The sequence below is a fragment of the Cohnella boryungensis genome (genome assembly GCF_042651945.1).
GTDB lineage: Bacteria > Bacillota > Bacilli > Paenibacillales > Paenibacillaceae > Cohnella > Cohnella boryungensis.
On sequence record NZ_JBHSED010000011.1, the window covers coordinates 1 to 20,744 of the forward strand.

Consider the following 20,744-nt stretch of genomic DNA (forward strand, 5'->3'; position numbering starts at 1 on the left):
CAATGAGCGATTCACTGGAAATTTTGACGGAGGCCTCCAGCCCCCTCGAGGACTGGAAACTGACTTAAAAGAGCTTTCAAAAGATACTATACGAGGAGACTCAACCATGACCTCTACGCAGAAGGCTTATTCCGCCGCATTCCTCTACGCCGCCATTATCGGCTTCTCCTTCCTGTTCGTTAAAATCACCTTGGCGTTCGCCAGCCCGCTGGACTCCTTGGCTCATCGGTTTACCCTTTCGCTGCTCGCCGCGTCCGTGCCGCTCGCGATCGGCAAGCTTAAGCTGACGCTTCGGCCGAAGGATTTACTTGCTATCCTTCCCATTGCGCTTCTGTATCCGACAAGCTTTTTTGCGTTTCAAGTATTCGGCCTCGCGCATGCCGCTTCTTCCGAAGCGGGCATTATTCAAGCCTGCATTCCCGTGTTCACCATGATTCTGGCATCGGCCTTTCTGAAGGAGCGGTCGACGCTGCAGCAGAAGCTGGCCATTCTCTTGTCCACGGGCGGGGTTATCTTTATTTTTCTCATGAAGGGCTCAAGCACAAGCGAGTCAAGCTTGCTAGGCCTCACCCTCATACTGCTGTCGGCCTTGTCGTCCGCAGGCTATAACGTGCTCGTCCGCAAAATGAATCGCAGGTTTTCCCTGTTTGAGCTCACCTACGTCATGCTCGCGATCGGGTTTATCGCTTTTAACTCAGCCGCTCTCGTCCAGCATCTAAGCGACCATACGGTTCAAGCTTATTTCGAGCCGTTCTCCGAGCCGGGATTTCTGCTGCCCATTCTGTATCTCAGCCTTCTCTCGTCCTTAGGCACGGCGCTCCTGTCCAATTATGCGCTATCTATTCTGAAGGCATCTCAAGTCAGCGTCTTCGTCAATCTGGCCACGGTTATTACGCTGTTCGCCGGCGTAGCCTTTCTCAACGAGCAATTGCAGGGCTATGTCCTCCTTGGAGCGGCGTTTATCGTCATTGGCGTAATTTGGACACAGCTCTCTCCCGGTAAGCTCAAGGCTCGTTCCTGACTTTTCAGGGAAGCCTGTTGTCCGCACGCAAAAAAAATGCAGCCCTCGTATGTACGAGAGGCTGCATTTGTATGGTGTCGGCACTGCATGCCAGAACGGTATCTCCTGTTAGATGAGATTCGATTTCTGCAGCAGCCGCTGAATAAGAGAAGCCACTTCCGCACGCGTAATATAGCTTTGGGCGGCAAGACGGTTCCCCTTCTGTCCCGTCACAATCTCCGCTTCGACAACGGCGGCCATTGCCTTCCTCGCCCAATCCGACACTTGAGCGGCATCCGTGAAGGAGCCAAGCCGTTGCATCGGGTCTGCGGAGACGGAGGATTTCGCTTTCAATCCGGTAAGCTCCATCGCATTCGCAAGAATCAGGACGGCCTGCTCGCGCGTAATCTTGTCTGTCGGATGGAACGTGCCGTCCGCATAGCCGCTGACCAGCTTGTAAGCCTTCGCCGACTCGATCGCGCCGCTGTACCATGCCGAAGCGTTCACATCCGAATACGAGCTGCCCGCTCCCTTGGTTTGCTTAAGCCCCAGCGCGCGCACGACAATCGCGGTAAACTCGGCACGCGAAATGTCCAAGTCCGGCTTGAATTGATTATCCCCGATTCCGCTGATGACCAGACGCGAGCCCATATCGTTAACCGCATCCTTCGCCCAATGACCAGCTACATCCTTGAACGCGACCGGATGCCAGACAACTGCATAGGTACTGTTCGTCAAGCTGTTGAAGATAGCTTTATATTGCCCGTTCTCTTGAACGACCTTGGTCGGTACGTGGCGAACCGTTCCATCCGGGTCAATCACGACTCCCGTCGTCAAGCGGTCCGAAGCTGCGCCGCTCGGGAGGACGATGGATCTTTCCACATAAGAGGAGAACGTCGTAATCGCAACGCTCCGGCTGCCGTAGCTGGCTTCGACCGTGAATTCGAGCGGCTCGCCGACCAGTGTCAGATCTCCCTTGGCGATTGCGCTTTGCACTGTCTTCTCCTGGCTCTCGGAAAGCTTGGCGATCTTCAGCTGCACCTTGATCTCCTCCAGCGGAACGCTGGAGCCGATTGAGCCGGAGACGGCTTGCATATCGATTTGCGACGCAGGCAGCGTATACGTTCCGCTCGCGGTTTGGAATTCAATCCGCATTTGCTTCTGCTGCAGCGCCTTTACCGTCTGCGCGCTGAGCTCTACAGCGACGGAATCCGATTGTACCGCAATCGGAATCGTCAGCTTGCCTCCCGAGTTTTCTCCGTTCAGCTTGCTCTCCAGCTTTGTCCCGTCCACGGAAACCACCGTCGTTGTACGACCGTTGTCCGTCTTTGTTTCAGCTTTAGCCGCGCTCTCCGACTGGCCGTTAATCAGCACGTCCAGAGTGTTGCCCGGAGTAATCGGCACAACCGGGCCTCCCCCTCCGCCGCCTTGGAAATTTTGCGACCATTTGGCATACAGCGTCGTATCGGCAACAACCTTATCGGAGGTGAAGGACCAGGTTTGCGTCAGTGCCTGGTTCTTGTACCATCCTTCAAACGAATAGTCAGAACGGCTCGGATTCTGAGGTGCGGCGATTAAGCTATCATAATCCGCCTGGACGCTCGGCACCGTGCTGCCGCCTTTCGAATCGAAGGTAACCTGATATTGATTCACTATCCATTTCGCATAAAGCGTGCGGTCAGCAGACTCGATCGGAAGCAAGTCGTCCGCCGTATAGCTTATTCCGTTATCGGCTTGATCCGCAGTCCAGCCCCCGAAGGTATGCTCTGTCTTTTCCAGGTTCCCCGTGTTGCCGAGCACTGTCGCCTCTTGACCCGCCTCATATTGATTGGAGTCGACCGGGACATTCCCTTGCATTGCGCCGTTGGCTTCATAGAGGACCCTGTACTTCGGAACCTGGATAGCCCCCGTCCAAGCGCTCTTGACCGGTGTCCCGTATACGGTCCCCGTGACTGCAACCGGTGTCACCTCGAAACGAATGTACTTGTCCCTGTCCTCCGGTTGCAGAACGTACGTCGTCGCATCCGCTCCTGAGATCGGCTGCTCCCCGACTCCGGCGGAGCTATCGGCCCGGTACCACTTGAACGTCGAATTACCCTCTGAATCGGATTCAAGATCCGAGTAGGCATAGCCGCCCTCCAGGGTTTCTCCGACTTGCTCAGTACCCGTTACGCTTACGTTGCTCGCCACAGGGCTCTGATTGGCCGTAACCGTTATGGAGCCTGCACGCGTCTGGATCGCGGTCAGCGCTCCGCCGCCTTGATCCTTGAACTGGCCCAAGCTGACGTTCAACGGCTTGCTTCCCAGCGTTGCGTTGGTCTTGATCTTGAATTTAATCTTAAACAACTCTCCGTTGGTCATGAGAAGAGAAGAAACGCCGTCGTTATCCCAGTTTACGGTTAACCCTCCCGACCCATTGTCGGAATGGCTAAGCGCTCCGCCCTCAGCGGGCGTCACGTCCACAACCTCGAATACAGACGAGTCGTACGGTACCGTTACCTCATAGGAGCTGATCGGTTCGGTCGAGTTGGTGGATATCGAAACCTCCACCTCGCTGCCCGCGCTGCCGCTCGCTTGCCCAACGGACACTTGCTTCAGGACATGGACCGTCCCGTTCACGGTCTCATAGCCGGTAAAAGGGACGGCATTTGCTGCTGTCGTTCCCCTTTCCACCTCCATCTCGGTTCGATCGAAAGAGACCGGATAGCTTCCGGACGGAGCGTCTTCCGCAATCGTCAAATACAGCTTAATCGCGGTAAAGTTGGACTCCCAGTTTCCAAATCTCGCATCCGAAGTGGGCACGTCCCATCCAACATAGGGATTATAAGAATAATAGAGACCGTCGGCCGGAAACTCCACGGTGATGTTGACCGCGACCTCTTCTCCCGGTTTTCCTGTAGGGCTCGACATCAGAAATCTGATTGTGGATGGTGCCGCCGCTGCGACGGAGCATACCGACAATACGATGCTTAGCGCGATAATAATGGACAAACTTTTCCTGAACAGCTTGTACACGTTGTAATCTCCCTCCGTAGTTCCCGTTCATTCTCGGGCTTCTTCCTTTTTAACCCAAGGCTCTAAACGGATTCTAAACAGGAAAAACGATTCCGTCTCTCGATCTGACAGCAGGAATCGCTTTGCTTGAACAGGGGGATTCGGTTAGCCGTTTTCGAATTATCCTTCTCGCGGCTTACTTCCATTTTGCCGCTTCGACGCCTTGCTTTCTTAATCGCCATCTGCGCTCCAAGGCTTGAAGAAAGCTTTGCTTCTTCTTGCTTTCGTGAATGCTTCTCACTACCTCCATAAGCAATCGATAGCGCCGTTCATCCTCGTGACTCAACTTCTGAAACTCATTGTGCAACGGTGTCTTCATCTGCTCATCTCCATGAGGGGGCTAAACTTCCTTCCGTAATACCCCATTGTAGAGCAGAGCTCTATACAAATTCTTAACCTGGTAACGCCAGCCCGACTGAAACTCTTTTCACTATACGCTTATCCTTCTCTCAGCTATACTATTCGTGGAAGATTTATCCCATTCAAAACTCTCTGGAGGCACCATGAAAACCAAAACAAAACTTACTCTGCTTTTGTCTGTATTTGCCCTATTATGGTTCACGCCTCTTGCCCCCGTTCATGCCGAAGCCGATTACACACAGACTTTCACAATTAAGACGGGCGTCGACAAAAAGCTTTCCATCCCTTCCCGCTTTACGAACAATAGCAGCTACACGGTGATCTATGAGCCGCGGACCTCCTTGTACGGATGGGGGCAAGCCGGAAAAAATATGGTATCCGTGACAAGCGATCCCGAGGAGCTTACGCTTCTTCCGGGGGATACGGGCGAATTTTCGTTTATGGTTCGCTTCTCCCCGAAGGTCAAGTCCGGCACCTACCAGTTGAACATCAATGTCTATGCAACGGGTGACGGCATTATAGGGAGCGGATATCTCGTCGCAGAATATGCGCTGAAGTTTCAGGTGGAATCCTCCGACTCGTCGATCAAAAAAGTATTTTCCCACGATCCTTACAAACAGAAGCTCTATGTCTATCAAAGCGGTCAAGGCACCTACGGCTATGTGAACGCCAGCAAAAAAGTGGTCATTCCGGCCAAGTTCCAGACGGCCAAAGCCTTCAACGCGCGCGGCATTGCACAAGTATCCGTCAACGGAAAGTACGGGTTCATCAACAAACAGGGTGTCTACGTTACAAAGCCGCAATTCGATGAGGTAGGGGGGCAGGCTGACGGCATGATCGCCGTAAAATCGGGTAATAATTGGGGCTTCGTCAACGAATCCGGCAAGATCGCCGTCAAACCCAAATACGCGATTGTGGGGACTTACTCGAACGGTCTGGCCGATGTGTACCTTCACAACGGGAAGAAGCTGGGGAAGGGCGGATATATCAACAAGCAGGGCAAGCTGGTCATCCCGGCCGTCTATGACAGCGTAACGAATTTCTCCAAAGGACAGGCGATCGTTTCCAAGAACGGACGCTATTATTACATCAATGCCAAAGGAAAAATCATTAAGGAGGCCACTGACATTATTAGATGGGAGTAGGACAAAGCTCATTCAAGCCGCTCAGGGGACGCCGTTACCGGCGTCCCCTGAGCGCTTATTCGTTATTGCCATTCGAACTTCCGATACGGATATGACGGCTGCAGATCGCTTCTATATCCGCGAGATCGTGCGAGACAAGCAGACAGGTCGTACCGGACCTTCGCAGAATCTCGCCCAGCTCGCTGCGAATCGCCAGCTTCAGCTCGGCGTCCAGATTGCTGAAGGGCTCGTCCATCAGCAGCACGGACGGCTCCGGCGCCAGCGCTCTCGCCAGCGCGACCCGCTGCTGCTGTCCGCCGCTTAGCTCATGCGGATAGCGGTCGGCATAATCGCTCAACTGAACAAGCTCCAGCATCTCCCCCAACCGCTTCGCGCGTCTTGCCCGCTTCAGGCCGAACGCGACATTGGCTCCGACCGTCAGGTGTGGAAACAGGGCATAGTCCTGAAAGACCATCCCGACGCCCCGCTTATCCGCCTCCACAAACGTCCGTTCATCCATCACGATCCGTCCATCGATGGACAATGTTCCCCTCTCCGGCTCCTCAAGCCCGGCGAAGATGCGCAGCAGCGTGCTTTTGCCGCTGCCGCTCGCCCCGATCAGGCCGACGATTTCACCTTTGTCCAGCTTTAGGGAAAAATCCTCAATCACTGGCTTATGCTTCCTGGCATAGCTGAACCGGATATGCTCCGCGGCAAAATACCTCAAGCTCGCTTCCCCCTTCCCATTCGGGTCATTAGAATTACCGGCACAAGACTGACGACGATGAGAAGCAACGAAGGCAGCGCCGCCTCGTAGATACGCTCGTCGGAAGCATACTGGTAAGTTCGGGTCGCCAAGGTGTCATAATTAAATGGACGAAGCAGCAAGGTCAACGGCAGCTCTTTGACGATCTCGACGAAGGTGACGATAAATCCGGTTGCCAACGAGCCCTTAAGCAAAGGCAGTTCTACCTTGATGAAAGTCCGCAGCGTTCCCGCGCCAAGCGTGCGAGAGGCTTCCGAATAAGCGCGCGGAATTTTCTCGTACCCGACCTCCAGCGCATTGTACCCGGTAGCCATGAACCGGATCACATAACCGGTGATCAGCATGCCTAACGACAGGCTTAATACAAGAACGCCCTCCCCCAGGCCGGCGCGCGCGTACCAGGGCATCAGCCATTCGTCCAGCGCAATGAAGACCGCCAGCACGCCGATGGCGATAATCGCGCCGGGAACCGCATAGCCGACCGTCATGATCCGAGCCAGCCCGTATGCCGCTCCCGACGACAACACGCGGGCGGTTCTGGCCGTCATCAGGGCCAGCAGCAGAATGATGACGGTAGCGATGAATGCGCCGCCGATGCTGTTCAGCACCATCTCGCCAAAATCGGAACGCCATACTTTCCGATAGGTCAATGCGGCCCATGACGCGATCTGGACGACCGGGGCAAGGAAGGCAAGCAGAAATACGGCAGAGCAGAGCGCCGCGGCGCCCCACGCGGCTCCTCCCTTCAGCCTCGTCGGTGCAAGCGGCTTGCTGCGGCTTGTCGTCGAATGAAACCGGCGGCTTCGGCGAAGATACCGTTCCAGCACGAAAATGCCGATTACCGCAAGCATCAACCAGGCTGCCAGCCGAATCGCCGAGTCGACGTCGTACATGCCGAACCACGTCTGGAATATCGCCTTCGACAGCGTCTGAACGCCGAAGTAGCTCGTCACTCCATAATCGCTTAGCACCTCGAACACGACAAGCATCGCGCCGGCCACAACGGCCGGGCGGGCAATCGGCAGCACGACGCGGAAGAACAGCTTGAACCGCCGGCTTCCCAGCAGCCTCGCGTTCTCCACATACGAGGCGCTTTGCCGCTCCAGAAAAGCGCAAGCAATCATGTAGACATACGGATACAGAAAAAGCGTCAGTACGAAGACCGCTCCCCGAAAGGACATCACTTCAATCGTCCCTGGAGCAAGCGCAATATCGAACTGGTTGCGCAGCGTCGCCTGGATCACGCCGGTGTAGCTCGTCATCGCGCCGTAGGTATACGCCGCAATGTAAGGCGGGATCGCCAGCGGCAGAATAAGCGCCCAGCGAAAAAACCTGCGCATCGGAAAGCTGTAGCCCGTCACAAGCCAAGCCAGCGCCAGGCCGATAGAAGTGGCAAAAAAACCGGTGAGCAGCACCAGTTTTAACGAGCCCAAGACATAATCGGTTAACAAATACTGCTTTACCTTGACCCAGTTGTCATTCGGACTCCGAAGCAGGCCGGACAAGACATACAGGATGGGCAGCAGAATGACTGCCGCCCCGGTCCAGCTTGCAATGGACCACCCGTCTGCCCTTCTCCTCCAATGCCTTAGAGAAGTAACACGATGCTTCATTTATTTCCAACCGACCTTGTTCGCGATTTCTACAGCCTTCGGATTAAACTCGCCATAGGCGGCAAAATCGACCTTCTGGCGCTTGAACTCGCCCCAGCTCGCCAGCAATTCCGGCAAAGCGGCCGCCGGGTTGACCGGATACTCGAAGTTTTCTTTGGAAAACAGCTCCTGAGCTTCCGCAGCCGTCAGAAACTCGATCAGCTTCACGGCGTTGTCCTTGTTTTTGCTATGCTTGACAAGTCCAGCGCCGCTAATGTTAATATGCGTGCCGATTGTATCCTGGTTAGGGAAGAAGACGCCTACTTGCTCAGCGGCCTTCACTTCCTCCGCGTTATCGGAAACGCTCATCCGGCCCACATAATAGGTGTTCATAATCGCAACGTCGCCTGTTCCCGCAGCGATTGCTTTAGCCTGATCGCGGTCGCCGCCCTCCGGCGCTCTCGCCAGATTGGCCGCAATGCCTGCAGCCCACTTCTCGGCCTCCGCCTCGCCGTTAAGCGCGATGAATGAAGCCAGCAGCGACTGATTGTACAGGCTGTCCGACGAACGCACGAGCAGCTTGCCTTTCCACTTGTCTGTCGCCAGGTCTTCATAGGTCGACAGCTGGGCAGGATCGACGCGATCCTTCGAGTACACGATTACGCGAGCTCTCGTAGACAAGCCGATCCATTCGTTGTCCTTATCGCGCAGATCGGAAGGCACTTGTCCGTCGATTACCGCAGAGACGAAGGGCTGGAGCAATCCTTCCGTCTTCGCCGTGTTCAGAATGCCTCCATCTACCGTGACGAACAAATCCGCGGCCGTGCTGGCGCCCTCGCGCTTAATGCGCTCGATCAATTCGGGCGCCTTGCCTTCAACCACATTCACCTTAATGCCCGTAGACTCCGTAAACTTCGCATAAAGCACTTCGTCCACCTCATAGTGGCGCGCCGTATAAATATTAACTTCCCCGCCCGTCTGGCTCTCGGGGGAAGAAGAGGATTCCGCCGTTGCTGCCGGCTGCGAAGCCGGCGCGCTGCTCCCGCCTTGCGGATTGCCCGCTTCCTCCTTCTTTCCTCCTCCGCAAGCTGTAAGCAACGAAAGGATCATCACGATCGAGATTGCCGCCAACACATTTCTGTACTGCTTTTTCATTACCCGTTTCCCTCCAAGTAAAGGTGAAATAATAGGACTCTCCTGAACTGATCATGATATTCATTCTCAATTAACGAGCCTATAACCTAGTCTACCGGACGAAAATGAGAAAATGATGTGAATCGTAAAAGTTGTTTTTGTTGGTTCTGAACGTTCTATTCCCAGCCCGCTTCCGCAAACAGCTCCCGCGCCTTCCGCCCATATCGTTCAAGGCTGGCGAAGTCGTATTGCTGCGCCTTGAACGTTCCCCAGCGCTGCAGCAGCTCCGGCAGATCGGCTTCCCGATTAACCGGGAACTCGTAGCTGCCTTGGGTAAGCAGCGTCTGCCCCTCCTTGCCGGTCAAGTACTTGATCAGCTCTATCGCCCCGTCTTTATTGGGCGCCTGCCGAGCAAGCCCGATCCCGCTAATATTCACGTGCGTTCCTGTCGTGTCCTGGTTAGGGAACACGATGCCGAGACGCTCCGCCATCCGCGCCTCTTCCGAATCGCCGGACGCCGACATCTGCCCGATATAATACGTGTTCATAATGGCCACATCGGCCATGCCGTTCGCTACGGCTTTCGCTTGCGCCCGATCGCCGCCATCCGGCTGACGGGCGAAGTTGCGCACGATGCCTATCGCCCAGCGCTTCGCTTCTTCCTCTCCATTAATCGCGATGAGAGAAGCCAGCAGCGATTGATTGTACAAATTCGAGGCGGAGCGGGCTACGATTCGCCCTTTCCACTTCTCGGCGACCAGATCCTCATACGAAGACAGCTCCTCCGGCTGTACCCGATCCTTCGCATAGACAATGACGCGCGCCCTAGTCGCAATCCCGACCCACTCCTCATCGGGGTCTCGCCATTGCGGCGGGACATTGCGGTTGATCTCCTCGGATACGAACGGCTGAAGCACTCCCTGGAGCTTCGCGTACTCCAGCACGCCTCCATCCACCGTAAGAAACAGATCCGCCTCGGACGCTTCTCCCTCCTGCGCCATTCGGCGAACGAGCTCCTCCGCCGTTCCCTTTACCTCCTTGACCTGAATGCCCGTCTGCTTCGCGAATTGCTCGAACAGTCTGGAATCGACCTCGTAGTGTCTTGCGCTATATACCGTTACGATCCGGTTCTTCCCCGCAGCCGCCTGCCGCTCGGATGAGCCGGCGCCGCAGCCCGAGAGCAGCAGAAGGATGTAAAGCCCGAACAGCGCCTGAAGAAACACTTTGCCTTTCATTGTGCTACACCTCTTTCTGTACAGGCCGGACCTCAATCCAGCCGCTTCAACTCTATCGATACGACAGTGCCGCGAAGCTCCTCGCTCTCAATGGCAATGCTTCCTCCCCGACTCTCGATCAGCCGCTTCGCGATGGCCAGACCCAAGCCGTGACCGCGATCGCCCCCGCTTCGAGCCTTGTCCGCGCGATAAAAGCGATCCATCACAAAGGGAAGATCGGCTTCCGGGATTCCCGCTCCCCTGTCCGCAATCTCGATACGAACCCGATCTTGAGCCAGCCCCAGACGCAGGACGATGCTCTCATCCTTCGGCGAGTGCTTGACGGCATTATCCAGAACGATCAGCAGCACCTGCTCCAGATGCGACCCGGACATAGCGACGGCCAGCCGCTCCGCTCCCGGCACTGCCTCTATTCGAAACGGATAATTCGGATAGACGACAGCCAGCTTCTTGACCAGCGAGCGAATAACCTGATCGGGATAAGCCTCCTCTGCTTCGGTCGGGGAGGTCTCCGCCTTATCCGCCTTCGTTAGCGCCAGCAATTCCTCGACAAGCCTCTTCAGCCGAAGCAGCTCCTCCAGCGACGCCGTCAAGGACTCTTCCAGAATGGCCGCATCCTGCTTTCCCCAGCGCTTTAGCAAATTAAGATGCCCCTCGATGATGGCGATCGGAGTGCGAAGCTCGTGCGATGCGTCCTCCACGAAGCGGCTCTGCTGCTCGAAGGAGCGCTCCACTTGGTCCATCATGCCGTTAAACAGCTGCATTAACGTGGACATTTCATCCCGGCTGCCTTGCGGCTGCATTCGCGCCGTGATTCCGTCGCTCTTGATCGCGCGAATCGTCGTCGCCATCGATTTCAGCGGTTTAAGAAATTGCCAGGCCAGCAGCCAGCCCACAAGCCCGCTGAGAACGATCGCCCCCAGGCCGAACGTAATCATCACCCTGAAAATCGCCCCGGTAAGCTTGTCGAATTCGTCGATGCTCCTTACGATTTCCACAGTGCCGTTGAAGTTGAAAATCGTGAGCGGGCTGCGCATAACCAGCAAAGGGCCGTCCCCGTGAGACAAGCGCTCAATGGCCGTCGCTTCCACCGTCAGCGGCTCTACGGCATTCTCGGGCATATCGTTGGCAACCGTAATTAATGCTTGCCCCCGATCGTCCAGAATCCGGATGAATTGACGGTTCTCGTTGATCCTGTTCAGATAGTTCCGAATGGAGGTCAGCTCGTCCTCTTGGAAGGAGCTTTCCCGTTCCAGAAAATAATTGAGCATATCGCCCATGTCCTTCCGAATGCCGGCTTCCTGCTCCTTGAGCATCCAGTTCTGCACGAAGAAGTACTGCACCGTGTTGTACGCCGCAAAGCAAAGAAAAATCATGCACGCCGAGCCGATGGTCAGCCTCCATTTGATCGGCAGCCGGGAAAATGTCCGCGCCCCGCCCCTCATCTGCTCATCACGTAACCGATTCCGCGTTGGGTCTTGATGAAGCTCTCTTCCTTGGAAGCATCGATCTTGTTGCGCAGGTACCTTACGTATACGTCCACCACGTTCGTATCTACGGCAGTCTCTACGCCCCATACTTTATCCAGAAGCGTCTCGCGGCTAAGCACTCGCCCCTGGTTCTCCATGAAAGTGACCAGTAGATCGTACTCCCGCTTCGTCAGCTCGATCTCTTCCCCTCCGAGACGCACCTCGCGAGCGTCCAGATTAACCGACAGGCTCCGGCAGGAAAGCTCGGATACCGCGTTGCCGCGCTGCTCGTCCTGCCTGCGAAATATGACGTTCATGCGCGCCAGCAGCTCCTCGATGGCGAAGGGCTTCGGAATGTAATCGTCCGCGCCGCAGTTCAATCCGGTCACGCGGTCGCTTACGCTGTCTCTGGCGGTAATCATAATAATCGGCGTCTGCTTGATCAGCCTCGTTCTGCGGCACACCTCGATGCCGTCCATTCCGGGCAGCATCAGATCGAGCAGGATCACGTCCCAATCCTGCGTGTTAGCCATATAGAGACCCGTCTCGCCATCGTACGCTACGGTCACGTCGCACCCTTCGTGCCGAAGCTCCAATTCAACGAATCGGGACAGGTTTTTCTCGTCTTCGATGAGCAATACCTTTTTCAAGACAGGCTCTCCTTTCCGCCTTTTGTCCAACCATACAAGGGTAGTATAGCCGAATGTCGCCATGATGAGAATGATTATCGGTAATAAAAAATAAACCTCGCCCGATTCTCATGAGAGAGATCAGGTGAGGTTTGGTCCATTAGGCAACCTATTGCCATGGCAGACCGCGACTCGCCTCTCTACGACGATCAGTACTCCTTGATCGCCGCCTGCAAGTCGCCGACACTGGCGATGCCCGCGAAATTCTCGTACTCCAAATTCAAATACCGGGTCCGGTTAGGCTGAGTATCGTCCTCGCGAACGCCTCTTGCCGCCGTTACGTTAAGATCCGCCTCCAATTGCTGCTCGCCCATCGTCTTGATTGCAAGCAGCAGCTCTTTCAGAAACGGCTCGGAAAAATCGTCGACAGCCAGATCGATATCCCATGTACTGTGAAGCTCCGGCTTCATCGGGATAAGCACGCCCTGCGCATCCTTCTCGGAGCTTACCTGCTCTTTCATCCCATACATCGCGGCAACGGTATCGACGTTAATCGAGCCAATGTCGGGATGACCGTAGAATGAAGCGAATTGCTGCCGCAATTGCCGTTCGGTCTGTCTTCCCCAATAGACCTCGCTATAATTGTCTACCAATTGCCCTTCGACCCACTCATTGTTCGAGTCATAGAATGGCCCTCTTCTCTCGACGAGAATAAGCTGCTCTTCTCCGACTTGGGGATCGTAGACCTCGCCTGCATAGGTGTCGAACTTAAAATTAAACCGGCTGCCCGCAGCTCTTGCGTCCATCCCGTATTTCTCCTGCATATAATGCGCTGCATCCTTCTTGATCTGGCTGTGCTTCCATGGATACCCGTTGAACTCAACGTAAACGTACCCTGCGCCAAGCAACAAGAGCGTAGCCAACACGCCAAGCAATAGCTTTTTCATTACCGCTCCCTCTGGTTGCATTCCCCCAACAATTCCATTCTATTCTAACACAAACCAGGCGGGAGTTTCCTATAAATCCCTCTTCCTATCCCAGCTCATCCGCCGCCGCCCGTCCCGCCGTTCTTCCCGAGAAGAGGCAGCCGCCGAGGAACGTCCCCTCCAGCGCGCGGTAGCCGTGCATGCCGCCGCCTCCGAAGCCGGAAGCTTCTCCGGCCGCGTAGAGACCGGGAATCGCTTCGCCGTCCGCGCCGAGGACGCGCCCGGACAAATCCGTCTGCAAGCCCCCCAGCGTCTTGCGGCTGACGATATGCAGCCGGACGGCGATCAACGGACCGTTCTTCGCCTCAAGAAGCTTGTGCGGCTTAGCGACCCGAATGAACTTGTCGCCTTTGTACTGGCGCGCGCCGCGCAGCGCGGTGATCTGCAGATCCTTCGTGAACGCATTATCCATCTCCCGGTCCCGCGCGCGGACCTGCCGCTCAATCTCCTCAAGACTAAGCAGCTCCTCGCCCGTCAGCCGATTCATCCCGGCGACCAGCTCGGCCAGATTGTCGGCTACGACGAAATCCTCCCCCTTGTCCAGGAACGCCTGCACCGGCGCCGTCGGTCCGGGCAGCACCCGCGACAGCACCTGCCGGACGCTCTTGTTCGTCAGATCGGGATTCTGCTCCGAGCCCGACAACGCGAACTCCTTCTCGATAATCTTCTGCGTCAGAATGAACCAGGAATAGTCGTAGCCTGTGCGGCGCAGCGTCTCCAGCGTTCCCAGCGTATCGAAGCCCGGAAAGTTCGGAGCCGGCAGCCTCTGTCCCTTCGCGTCAAGCCACAGCGAAGAAGGCCCGGGAAGAATGCGGATGCCATGGTTCGCCCATACGGAATTCCAGTTCTTGATCCCTTCCGTATAATGCCACATGCGATCCCTGTTCACGATGCGACCGCCTGCCGCTTCGGCGATGCCGAGCATGCGTCCGTCGACATGGGCGGGAACGCCGGACAGCATCCGCCCGGGCGGGACGCCGAGCCGGCTCGGCCAGTTCGCCCGCACCAGCTCGTGGTTGGCGCCGATGCCTCCGCTCGTTACAAGCACCGCCTGCGCCCGGTATTCGAACGAACCGATCGCCTCCCTGGAGCTGGCCTCCCCGCGGGCGGCGGCGCTCGCCGCCAGTACGGAACCGCTTACACCAATAACCGCGCCTTGTTCACGAATCAGATGATCCACCCGATGCCGCGGCTTGTAAGCAACCAGACCGCTCCTCATATGCTCCCGGACTCGCCGTTCGAACGGCGCGACAATGGCCGGTCCCGTTCCCCACACGATGTGGAACCGGGGTACCGAATTGCCGTGTCCCTCGGCCAGATAGCCGCCCCTTTCCGCCCAGCCGACGACTGGAAAAAACCTTACGCCCATCGCATGCAGCCAAGCCCGCTTCTCCCCTGCAGCGAAATCGATATAGGCTTCCGCCCACTTTCGCCCCCAGTAGTCCTCATCCTCGCGATCGAAAGACGCCGAGCCCAGCCAATCCTGAAGCGCCAGCTCTCTGGAATCGCGCACGCCCAATCGTCGCTGCTCAGGGGAATCGACAAGAAATAAGCCCCCGAACGACCACCAGGCTTGGCCCCCCAAGGAAGCTTCAGGCTCTTGGTCCAGCAGGAGCGCTTTTTTCCCCTTGTCCGCAATCTCCGCAGCAGCCGCGAGCCCCGCCAAGCCGGCGCCTACCACGATCGCATCGTAATCGTAACGCATGGACGATTCCCCTCCCGTTGCCTCTGCAATCCCTCTCCGGGATCAGCTAAGCCGAATATACAGGATCTGGGTTATTTTGTCATCCCTTTCGTCGTTGCGGCAGGGGGCACGCCCGGCAATACTCCGCAGACATCTCGTAATACAGGCAGCACGTCAACCGAGTATGCGCTTGGGTATCCGCCGACCCGGCGCAGTCCCGCGAGCCCAGAAATCTCCTCAACGGGTTGGTTCTCTGCCCGAATAGGCTTCCCGGAGCCGTATTTGCGATATATTCGAAGTCCTCGCGAATCCGGTCCCGAACCGCCATGTCCGTCTCCTTATCCGCAGCCTCCTCGTATAACGGAAGGATTCGCACCGCCGCATTTTCCCATAGGATCGCCGCCGGAACCTTGGCCAAGTCCGACAGGCCGGCGAACAGAGGAGACAGATGACCGGCGAACAGCTCAAGAAGCAGCGCTTCCCGCCATTCCCTTCTGCTGCCCGGGGCCGGCTTCCAGACCTCCAGGCCCGCCAGGCTATAATTCGGAAAACGGGAATTTCCCGGATCGCCGCCGCGATCCAGGTAAGACTCCAACCGGCAATGCTCTAACGAAAGCCGCAGCCCCTTGTCGAACATCGTCATGGCATATAACACGGGAGACACGCATACGAATGCGTATCTCTTCGCCAGCATCGAAGCCGTTACTCTTCGCGACGGCGAGCCGATCTCAAGGGACAGCGCGTCCAGATAACGCTCGCAAGCCTCCCTTTCCAGCAGACGGCCGGAAGGAACGGAATGCAACGAAGGGCGATCGATATCGCCCTTCGTTAAGCTGAATCTGGATGCAAGGCTTTCCCATTCCGCTTCCGTCAAGGAAGTCGGCAGGTTATGAATGGCCAAGCAAAGCCTCTCCAATCTGATCCACGACTTTGTTAATCGCAATCGGGCCGTAATAAGCGATCCACAGCGTAGTATCGACCGTGTACACCCGATTCTGCTTCACCGGCTCAAGAGACTTCCACGTTTGCGTGCTCTTGAATTCCTCAACGAGACCGCTGAACATATCGTCCGTCAACAGGAAATAATGATCGGCCCCGACATCCCCCAGCGCCTCCAACGAAATAGGGTATGCGGTATCCTGCACTTCCCGCACCTGCTCGGGCGCCGTCAGGCCCAGATCCTCATACAGAATGGCTGCCGTACGGTGCAACGGCGTATGTACGCGAATCATATCGTCGCGCGGGCGAATCAATGCCACGCTCTCCCCGGCCAGCTTGGTCGCCAGCTCCGCCTTCAGCCGCTCCGTCTTCTCCTTGTAGGCTGCAAGCACTTGCTCGGCTTCCGACTTCTTGTCGACAATCTGACCGAACGTGACCAGCGTATCCCGCCAGTCGTCATTTCGGTTCAGCATGACCGTTGGCGCGATCTTCGTCAGGCTGTCGTAAATCTTCTCCTGGAATTCCGTACAAATAATAAAATCGGGATTCATCGCGATGATCGCTTCAAGATTGGGCTCGTCCTTCGTGCCCAGCACTTTCACGTCGCTCAGCTTATCCGTCAAATATTCCGGAAAGTCGGAGGAATCGCCCGCAGCCGTCACGCTGCCCGCCGGCTGCTCGTCCAAGGTCAGCAATTGGTCCACAAACTGGGTATCCAGAACGGCGATCCGCTCGGGACGCTGCTCCAGCTTCCACTCGCCCTTCATATGCTTGATCGTCACCGGATAGCTGCTTTGCTGCGCCGTCTCGGCCGCTGCGGACGACGCAGGCTGCGTCGATGCCGGCGCGGACGGACTGGCATTCGCCCCGTTCCCGTTCGCCGTTCCGCCGTTATTGCCTGCGCATGCCGCCAGGAATAACATCAGACTCAGCATCAAACTAACCGCCAGCATGGATTTCGTACGTCTATTCATTGGTATAGCCCCTTCGTCCTTATATTGATAATGATTATCATCATCAGCAATACTATACGACCGAACTCTTCCTTCGCCAATGGAAATTCGCGACGAACGGGATGGACTTATGCGACCTTCGCTTCTATAATGCTGCGGCGAGATGCCATAGTGCTTCTTAAAGGCCCGGCTGAAATAATAGCTGTCCGCGTAGCCTACCGCCTCGGAAATTTCCTTGAGCGAGACCTCCGTCTTCGTCAGCATCGCCTGCGCTTGCTCCATGCGAATCTTATTCATGTACTCCATAGGCCCCATGCGCAGCTCGCTCTTGAACAACCGCTGAAGCTGCCTGGAGCTGAAGCCGAATAGGGACGAGAGATCGTCAAGGCTTACCCGCTCGGCGTACTGCTCCTCCATGTAGCGAATAATTTGGCTCAGAGGGCCAAGCACACGGCCCGAATGATCTACATACTCATACCGCTGCTTCAGAATCTCGTGCACCCACTGGTGGAAGAGAGCCCTGACCTGAAACTTGTCCAGTTGGGCGTCTGCCTGCCAGTGTCTGCGCATGAGCTCCAAACGGGTCAGCAGGCTCAGCGGATAGATCGGCGCATAGCCGAATTGCGATCGGAACGGATTGTCCTCCCGATAGAGGCGCAGCAGCTCCTGTCGGCAAGGAAACGCGAGGGAAGCTTTGTAATAAACGATGTCGTAGTTGAACTCCTCGGCGACCTCGACAATATCGAGAGACGCGCCTTTCCCCGCATGACACACATAGCAGCCTTCGACTGCGTGCTCGACTCCGTCCAGCACCATCCGCGCCCTACCCCGGTTGGCGAGCAGAAAAGCGCTCGACGGCAAGCGGAATGCGCGCAGGCTGTTGCCCGGCTGCAGCGCGCTCCGGCGAATGTCCAGCACGCGGAGCGCAGCTTCGTTCCACAGCGCCATTTGATTGTCTACCGACATTCCTTTCACCTTCTACGTTGATCTCTCTAGTTGTCTCAGCAAGTCGCGGCTCTGGCAGCTATACTAATCTGTTCAATTCTCCCGGACCATAATACTTCTCGAACTCGTGCATAGCGAATTGGTCCATCATCCCGGAGATGAAGTCCGCTACGTTGCGCAGCCGTTCGTCATCGCTCTCGAACTTGCGGTACTCCGGCGGAAGCAGCCTCAAATCTCCGTTCATGCCGGGGTCCGTGTATACCTGGAAGAGACCTCGCAATACCTTCTCGCCCTTCTTCTCGTACAGCTGCACGGACGGACGCCTCAGAATGAGCTGGAAAACCAGCGATTTCAGTCCCTTCGCCAGCATTCCGTGTTGCCTGTAGCCCAGCCGCCCGCCGCTCTCGTCATAATGAATATCCCGAATCAAGCGATTTACAATCGTGGAGGTCAACTCCTTGCGGAACAGAAACGAGTATTCCTCCGAGGAATCGAAGTGTTTGCCCTGGTAGGCGAACGATCGGCAGCTCCCGACGATCTTCTCCAGCTCTTCGAACGCAGAACGATATTCGCCGCTGTTGTGGAACTCGTATAACAGATCGTCTATCGTAAACAGGTTCTGACTCAGACAATCCTCCAGATCATGCGCCGCATAGGCAATCTCGTCGGCCAAATCCATAATCTGCATATCGATGGTCGCCACCCTGTCGAGCGCAATCTTGCGGTCGGCCAGAATTTCGGTAATCTCTCGATAATCCTCATCATAGATGAATTTGCTGTTCCGGCCTTGGTCATGCTTCCGGAAATATTTAACGACCCCAAGCTGCGTTCTGAACGTCAGGTTCAGTCCGCGGTAGGCATGATGCTTCTTCTCCAGCTTGCGCAAAATACGAAGCGTCTGGGCGTTGCCCTCGAACCCGCCGATGGCTCCGACCAGCTCGTTAAGCACCGTCTCTCCGTGATGGCCGATCGGCGGGTTGCCAAGATCGTGCGCCAGCGCGCAGGCTTCAACGACGAACGTATTCGCCATTCCCATATCGGCGGCTATGCCTCTGGCGATCTGCGCCACCTCCATGCTATGCGTCAGCCGGTTGCGAATGAAATGATACTGATCGACGCCGAGCAATTGCATCTTGCCCTGCAAGCGGCGGAACGACGCCGAGTAGAGGATGCGCGCGTAGTCCCGGGCATAGGCGTCCCGGTTCCGTCCGTCCTCCTCGCCGGCATACAGCCGGAAATTCATCCCCTGCATCCGCGCTTCCCATTCCTTCACGTATTGAAGCGTTGCCGAATCGTAAGAAGTCATGCGCGATTCACCAGTCCTTCCCGAAGGCATATGGTCAATGCATCGACCTTGTCCCGGTTGGCATCCGTATTGTTAAGTATGATATCGCAATCGGACAAGGCCTCCACTTCCTCCTCGAACGAGCTTAGCCTGACGCCGATCTCGGCGGCTCCATGACCGCGAGCCTCCAGACGCCGTTCGCAATCCGCCCTGGCCGCCTTTACTCCGATCAAGAGTATGCGGTCGCCGAACAGCTGCCGGATTTTCTCCGCGCCGACCCGATCGAGGATCACGGAGCGAATCTCCGCTTGGCCGACAATCTCTTCTACGAGGCTTAGCGGAGTGCCGTAGAGGTTGCCGTGGTATTCGGTCATTTCCACCATCTGCCCCAGCCCGTACAGACGCTGCATCTCCGCGCGCTCCTTAAAGCAATAATCCACCCCGTCCCGCTCCCCCTCCCGAGGCGGACGAGATGTCCAGGTTACGACGCGCGGCATGCCCAGCCTCGACTGGATCGTGCTTTTGCCGACAGCGCTCGGCCCTTGAAGCACCACAAGCGATATGGACATAATTGCCTCCTTGCGATTAGCGGTCAATTCCCTTTTTCTTCACTATACCTTCTTTTCGGGAGAATTGCAGGCCTTGAACGGAGAAGACGGCGGTCAAGCGGGAGAATCGAGCTTCAGCCCTTCGAGGACAAGCTGACCGGGGCGTGCGGCATATCGTGCGCAGTAGAGTCAAGGAAGGCGCCGCAACTTTGCGGTCGGAAGCGCAAGGGCGGCGCAATCGGCCCGGACCGCTGCTCAGGGCTCCAAGTCCGGATCGATGCGCGGGGCGTTCAATAAGGATTGAGTAAACTCGTCCAGGTCGCGATCCGCCTTCGACTGATTGCACTCGTTGCAGGCGCAGACGCAGTTGACCGGGGTCGTATGTCCCCCCTTGGCGCGGGGCAGCAAGTGATCGATCGTATCTCCGTAGCGGCCGCAGAAGTGGCATGTGTACCGATCGCGCGTCAGAATGAGGCGGCGAAACTCCTTATTGCTGTATATCCGGCGAATCGTATGCCGGTTCAGGACGAACGCCGCGTTCTCGCGTACCAGAATCTTGGCGAATTCGGGGTCGATCTCCTGATAATACGTACGCCCGCTATCGGTTTTGCCGCGCATCCGAATAAAGCCTTGGCGCGTCGGCCTCAGGGCCGAGGCGTCCTGCGAATTCGCGACAGGCTTCTTCCCGGTCTTCTCTGGAGCCGGCACGACGATCAGCGGGGCCGCAGGCTTCTTCCCCTTGCTTCGTTTTCTTCTGCGGCGCTTGGGCTTGGACGCTTGCTCCGTAGGTTCGGCCGGCTCCTCCCCAGCCTTCTCCGGCCGCTGTGCAAGCTCCGGCTTCCGCTCCTGGAGGCGGCATGTCCGGCAGGTTCCCCGCCGACGCCTGCGCCCCGCAGCCCTGCCGCTCCTGCTTGCAAATTCCGCTAAGGGTTTGAACGTCTGGCAACGCACGCACAGTTTAAAAGCCGCTTCCGGCTCCTGTCGTTGATTTTCCGTATCGTTTGTCATACTTTCAGTATAGCATATCCCGCAAAGCACGAT

The 20,744-nt window shown here is 56.6% G+C and carries 17 protein-coding genes; 2 read left to right on the forward strand and 15 right to left on the reverse strand.

What is annotated here, in order from left to right:
• The first annotated feature begins 106 nt into the window (after positions 1-106).
• Complete coding sequence (locus ACFO1S_RS07315) at positions 107-1,021, forward strand: DMT family transporter (RefSeq protein WP_204604098.1); 915 nt, start codon at positions 107-109, stop codon at positions 1,019-1,021.
• 108 nt (positions 1,022-1,129) lie between these two features.
• On the opposite strand, the gene ACFO1S_RS07320 is transcribed toward ACFO1S_RS07315, so the two are convergent.
• On the reverse strand, positions 1,130-4,015 hold the full coding sequence (locus tag ACFO1S_RS07320; protein ID WP_204604097.1) for an S-layer homology domain-containing protein: 2,886 nt from the start codon (positions 4,013-4,015) through the stop codon (positions 1,130-1,132).
• A gap of 175 nt (positions 4,016-4,190) precedes the next feature.
• Entirely contained in the window at positions 4,191-4,373 is a 183-nt protein-coding gene (locus tag ACFO1S_RS07325) for a hypothetical protein (protein ID WP_204604096.1), read from the reverse strand.
• A 184-nt stretch (positions 4,374-4,557) separates the two neighbouring features.
• On the opposite strand from ACFO1S_RS07325, the gene ACFO1S_RS07330 reads away from it, so the two are divergent.
• A complete protein-coding gene (locus ACFO1S_RS07330) occupies positions 4,558-5,559 on the forward strand; it encodes a WG repeat-containing protein (protein ID WP_204604095.1) in 1,002 nt (333 codons plus the stop codon).
• A gap of 55 nt (positions 5,560-5,614) precedes the next feature.
• Here ACFO1S_RS07330 and ACFO1S_RS07335 read toward each other — a convergent pair whose 3' ends face one another.
• The 13 genes from ACFO1S_RS07335 to ACFO1S_RS07395 form a co-directional block, all read right to left on the reverse strand.
• A complete protein-coding gene (locus ACFO1S_RS07335; RefSeq protein ID WP_204604094.1) occupies positions 5,615-6,265 on the reverse strand; it encodes an ABC transporter ATP-binding protein in 651 nt (216 codons plus the stop codon).
• Complete coding sequence (locus tag ACFO1S_RS07340; RefSeq protein WP_204604093.1) at positions 6,262-7,917, reverse strand: ABC transporter permease; 1,656 nt, start codon at positions 7,915-7,917, stop codon at positions 6,262-6,264. The genes ACFO1S_RS07335 and ACFO1S_RS07340 overlap by 4 nt, the downstream gene beginning before the upstream one ends.
• Positions 7,918-9,051: a Fe(3+) ABC transporter substrate-binding protein gene (locus ACFO1S_RS07345; protein ID WP_204604092.1), complete on the reverse strand. Its 1,134-nt coding sequence runs from the start codon at positions 9,049-9,051 to the stop codon at positions 7,918-7,920. It abuts the gene before it with no gap.
• A gap of 155 nt (positions 9,052-9,206) precedes the next feature.
• Positions 9,207-10,265, reverse strand: a complete 1,059-nt coding sequence (locus tag ACFO1S_RS07350; RefSeq protein ID WP_204604091.1) for an extracellular solute-binding protein — start codon at positions 10,263-10,265, stop codon at positions 9,207-9,209.
• Positions 10,266-10,297: 32 nt separating this feature from the next.
• Positions 10,298-11,710 (reverse strand): HAMP domain-containing sensor histidine kinase, encoded by a 1,413-nt coding sequence (locus ACFO1S_RS07355; protein ID WP_204604090.1) that lies wholly within the window; start codon positions 11,708-11,710, stop codon positions 10,298-10,300.
• The gene (locus ACFO1S_RS07360) at positions 11,707-12,384 is read right to left on the reverse strand and encodes a response regulator transcription factor (RefSeq protein WP_378126526.1); all 678 of its coding nucleotides are present in this window, start codon (positions 12,382-12,384) and stop codon (positions 11,707-11,709) included. The genes ACFO1S_RS07355 and ACFO1S_RS07360 overlap by 4 nt, the downstream gene beginning before the upstream one ends.
• A 188-nt stretch (positions 12,385-12,572) precedes the next feature.
• A complete protein-coding gene (locus ACFO1S_RS07365) occupies positions 12,573-13,310 on the reverse strand; it encodes a YfjL-like protein (RefSeq protein ID WP_204604088.1) in 738 nt (245 codons plus the stop codon).
• Positions 13,311-13,395: 85 nt separating this feature from the next.
• The gene (locus ACFO1S_RS07370; RefSeq protein ID WP_204604087.1) at positions 13,396-15,054 is read right to left on the reverse strand and encodes an FAD-binding dehydrogenase; all 1,659 of its coding nucleotides are present in this window, start codon (positions 15,052-15,054) and stop codon (positions 13,396-13,398) included.
• A gap of 79 nt (positions 15,055-15,133) precedes the next feature.
• Entirely contained in the window at positions 15,134-15,934 is an 801-nt protein-coding gene (locus ACFO1S_RS07375; protein ID WP_204604086.1) for an IucA/IucC family C-terminal-domain containing protein, read from the reverse strand.
• The gene (locus ACFO1S_RS07380) at positions 15,921-17,891 is read right to left on the reverse strand and encodes a helix-turn-helix domain-containing protein (protein WP_204604085.1); all 1,971 of its coding nucleotides are present in this window, start codon (positions 17,889-17,891) and stop codon (positions 15,921-15,923) included. The genes ACFO1S_RS07375 and ACFO1S_RS07380 overlap by 14 nt, the downstream gene beginning before the upstream one ends.
• Before the next feature lie 58 nt (positions 17,892-17,949).
• The gene (locus ACFO1S_RS07385; protein WP_204604084.1) at positions 17,950-19,176 is read right to left on the reverse strand and encodes a deoxyguanosinetriphosphate triphosphohydrolase family protein; all 1,227 of its coding nucleotides are present in this window, start codon (positions 19,174-19,176) and stop codon (positions 17,950-17,952) included.
• Positions 19,173-19,724, reverse strand: a complete 552-nt coding sequence (locus ACFO1S_RS07390) for a guanylate kinase (RefSeq protein ID WP_204604083.1) — start codon at positions 19,722-19,724, stop codon at positions 19,173-19,175. Before ACFO1S_RS07390 ends, ACFO1S_RS07385 begins: the two co-directional genes overlap by 4 nt.
• A gap of 234 nt (positions 19,725-19,958) precedes the next feature.
• Complete coding sequence (locus tag ACFO1S_RS07395; RefSeq protein ID WP_378126529.1) at positions 19,959-20,711, reverse strand: HNH endonuclease; 753 nt, start codon at positions 20,709-20,711, stop codon at positions 19,959-19,961.
• Between the last annotated feature and the right edge of the window lie 33 nt (positions 20,712-20,744).

Coding starts and splice junctions, on each gene's coding strand:
- ACFO1S_RS07370 (WP_204604087.1), bottom strand. CDS start 15,054: ATGCGTTACGATTACGATGCGATCGTGGTAGGCGCCGGCTTGGCGGGG.
- ACFO1S_RS07325 (WP_204604096.1), bottom strand. CDS start 4,373: ATGAAGACACCGTTGCACAATGAGTTTCAGAAGTTGAGTCACGAGGAT.
- ACFO1S_RS07365 (WP_204604088.1), bottom strand. CDS start 13,310: ATGAAAAAGCTATTGCTTGGCGTGTTGGCTACGCTCTTGTTGCTTGGC.
- ACFO1S_RS07345 (WP_204604092.1), bottom strand. CDS start 9,051: ATGAAAAAGCAGTACAGAAATGTGTTGGCGGCAATCTCGATCGTGATG.
- ACFO1S_RS07355 (WP_204604090.1), bottom strand. CDS start 11,710: ATGAGGGGCGGGGCGCGGACATTTTCCCGGCTGCCGATCAAATGGAGG.
- ACFO1S_RS07340 (WP_204604093.1), bottom strand. CDS start 7,917: ATGAAGCATCGTGTTACTTCTCTAAGGCATTGGAGGAGAAGGGCAGAC.
- ACFO1S_RS07330 (WP_204604095.1), top strand. CDS start 4,558: ATGAAAACCAAAACAAAACTTACTCTGCTTTTGTCTGTATTTGCCCTA.
- ACFO1S_RS07315 (WP_204604098.1), top strand. CDS start 107: ATGACCTCTACGCAGAAGGCTTATTCCGCCGCATTCCTCTACGCCGCC.
- ACFO1S_RS07385 (WP_204604084.1), bottom strand. CDS start 19,176: ATGACTTCTTACGATTCGGCAACGCTTCAATACGTGAAGGAATGGGAA.
- ACFO1S_RS07395 (WP_378126529.1), bottom strand. CDS start 20,711: ATGACAAACGATACGGAAAATCAACGACAGGAGCCGGAAGCGGCTTTT.
- ACFO1S_RS07350 (WP_204604091.1), bottom strand. CDS start 10,265: ATGAAAGGCAAAGTGTTTCTTCAGGCGCTGTTCGGGCTTTACATCCTT.
- ACFO1S_RS07390 (WP_204604083.1), bottom strand. CDS start 19,724: ATGTCCATATCGCTTGTGGTGCTTCAAGGGCCGAGCGCTGTCGGCAAA.
- ACFO1S_RS07380 (WP_204604085.1), bottom strand. CDS start 17,891: ATGTCGGTAGACAATCAAATGGCGCTGTGGAACGAAGCTGCGCTCCGC.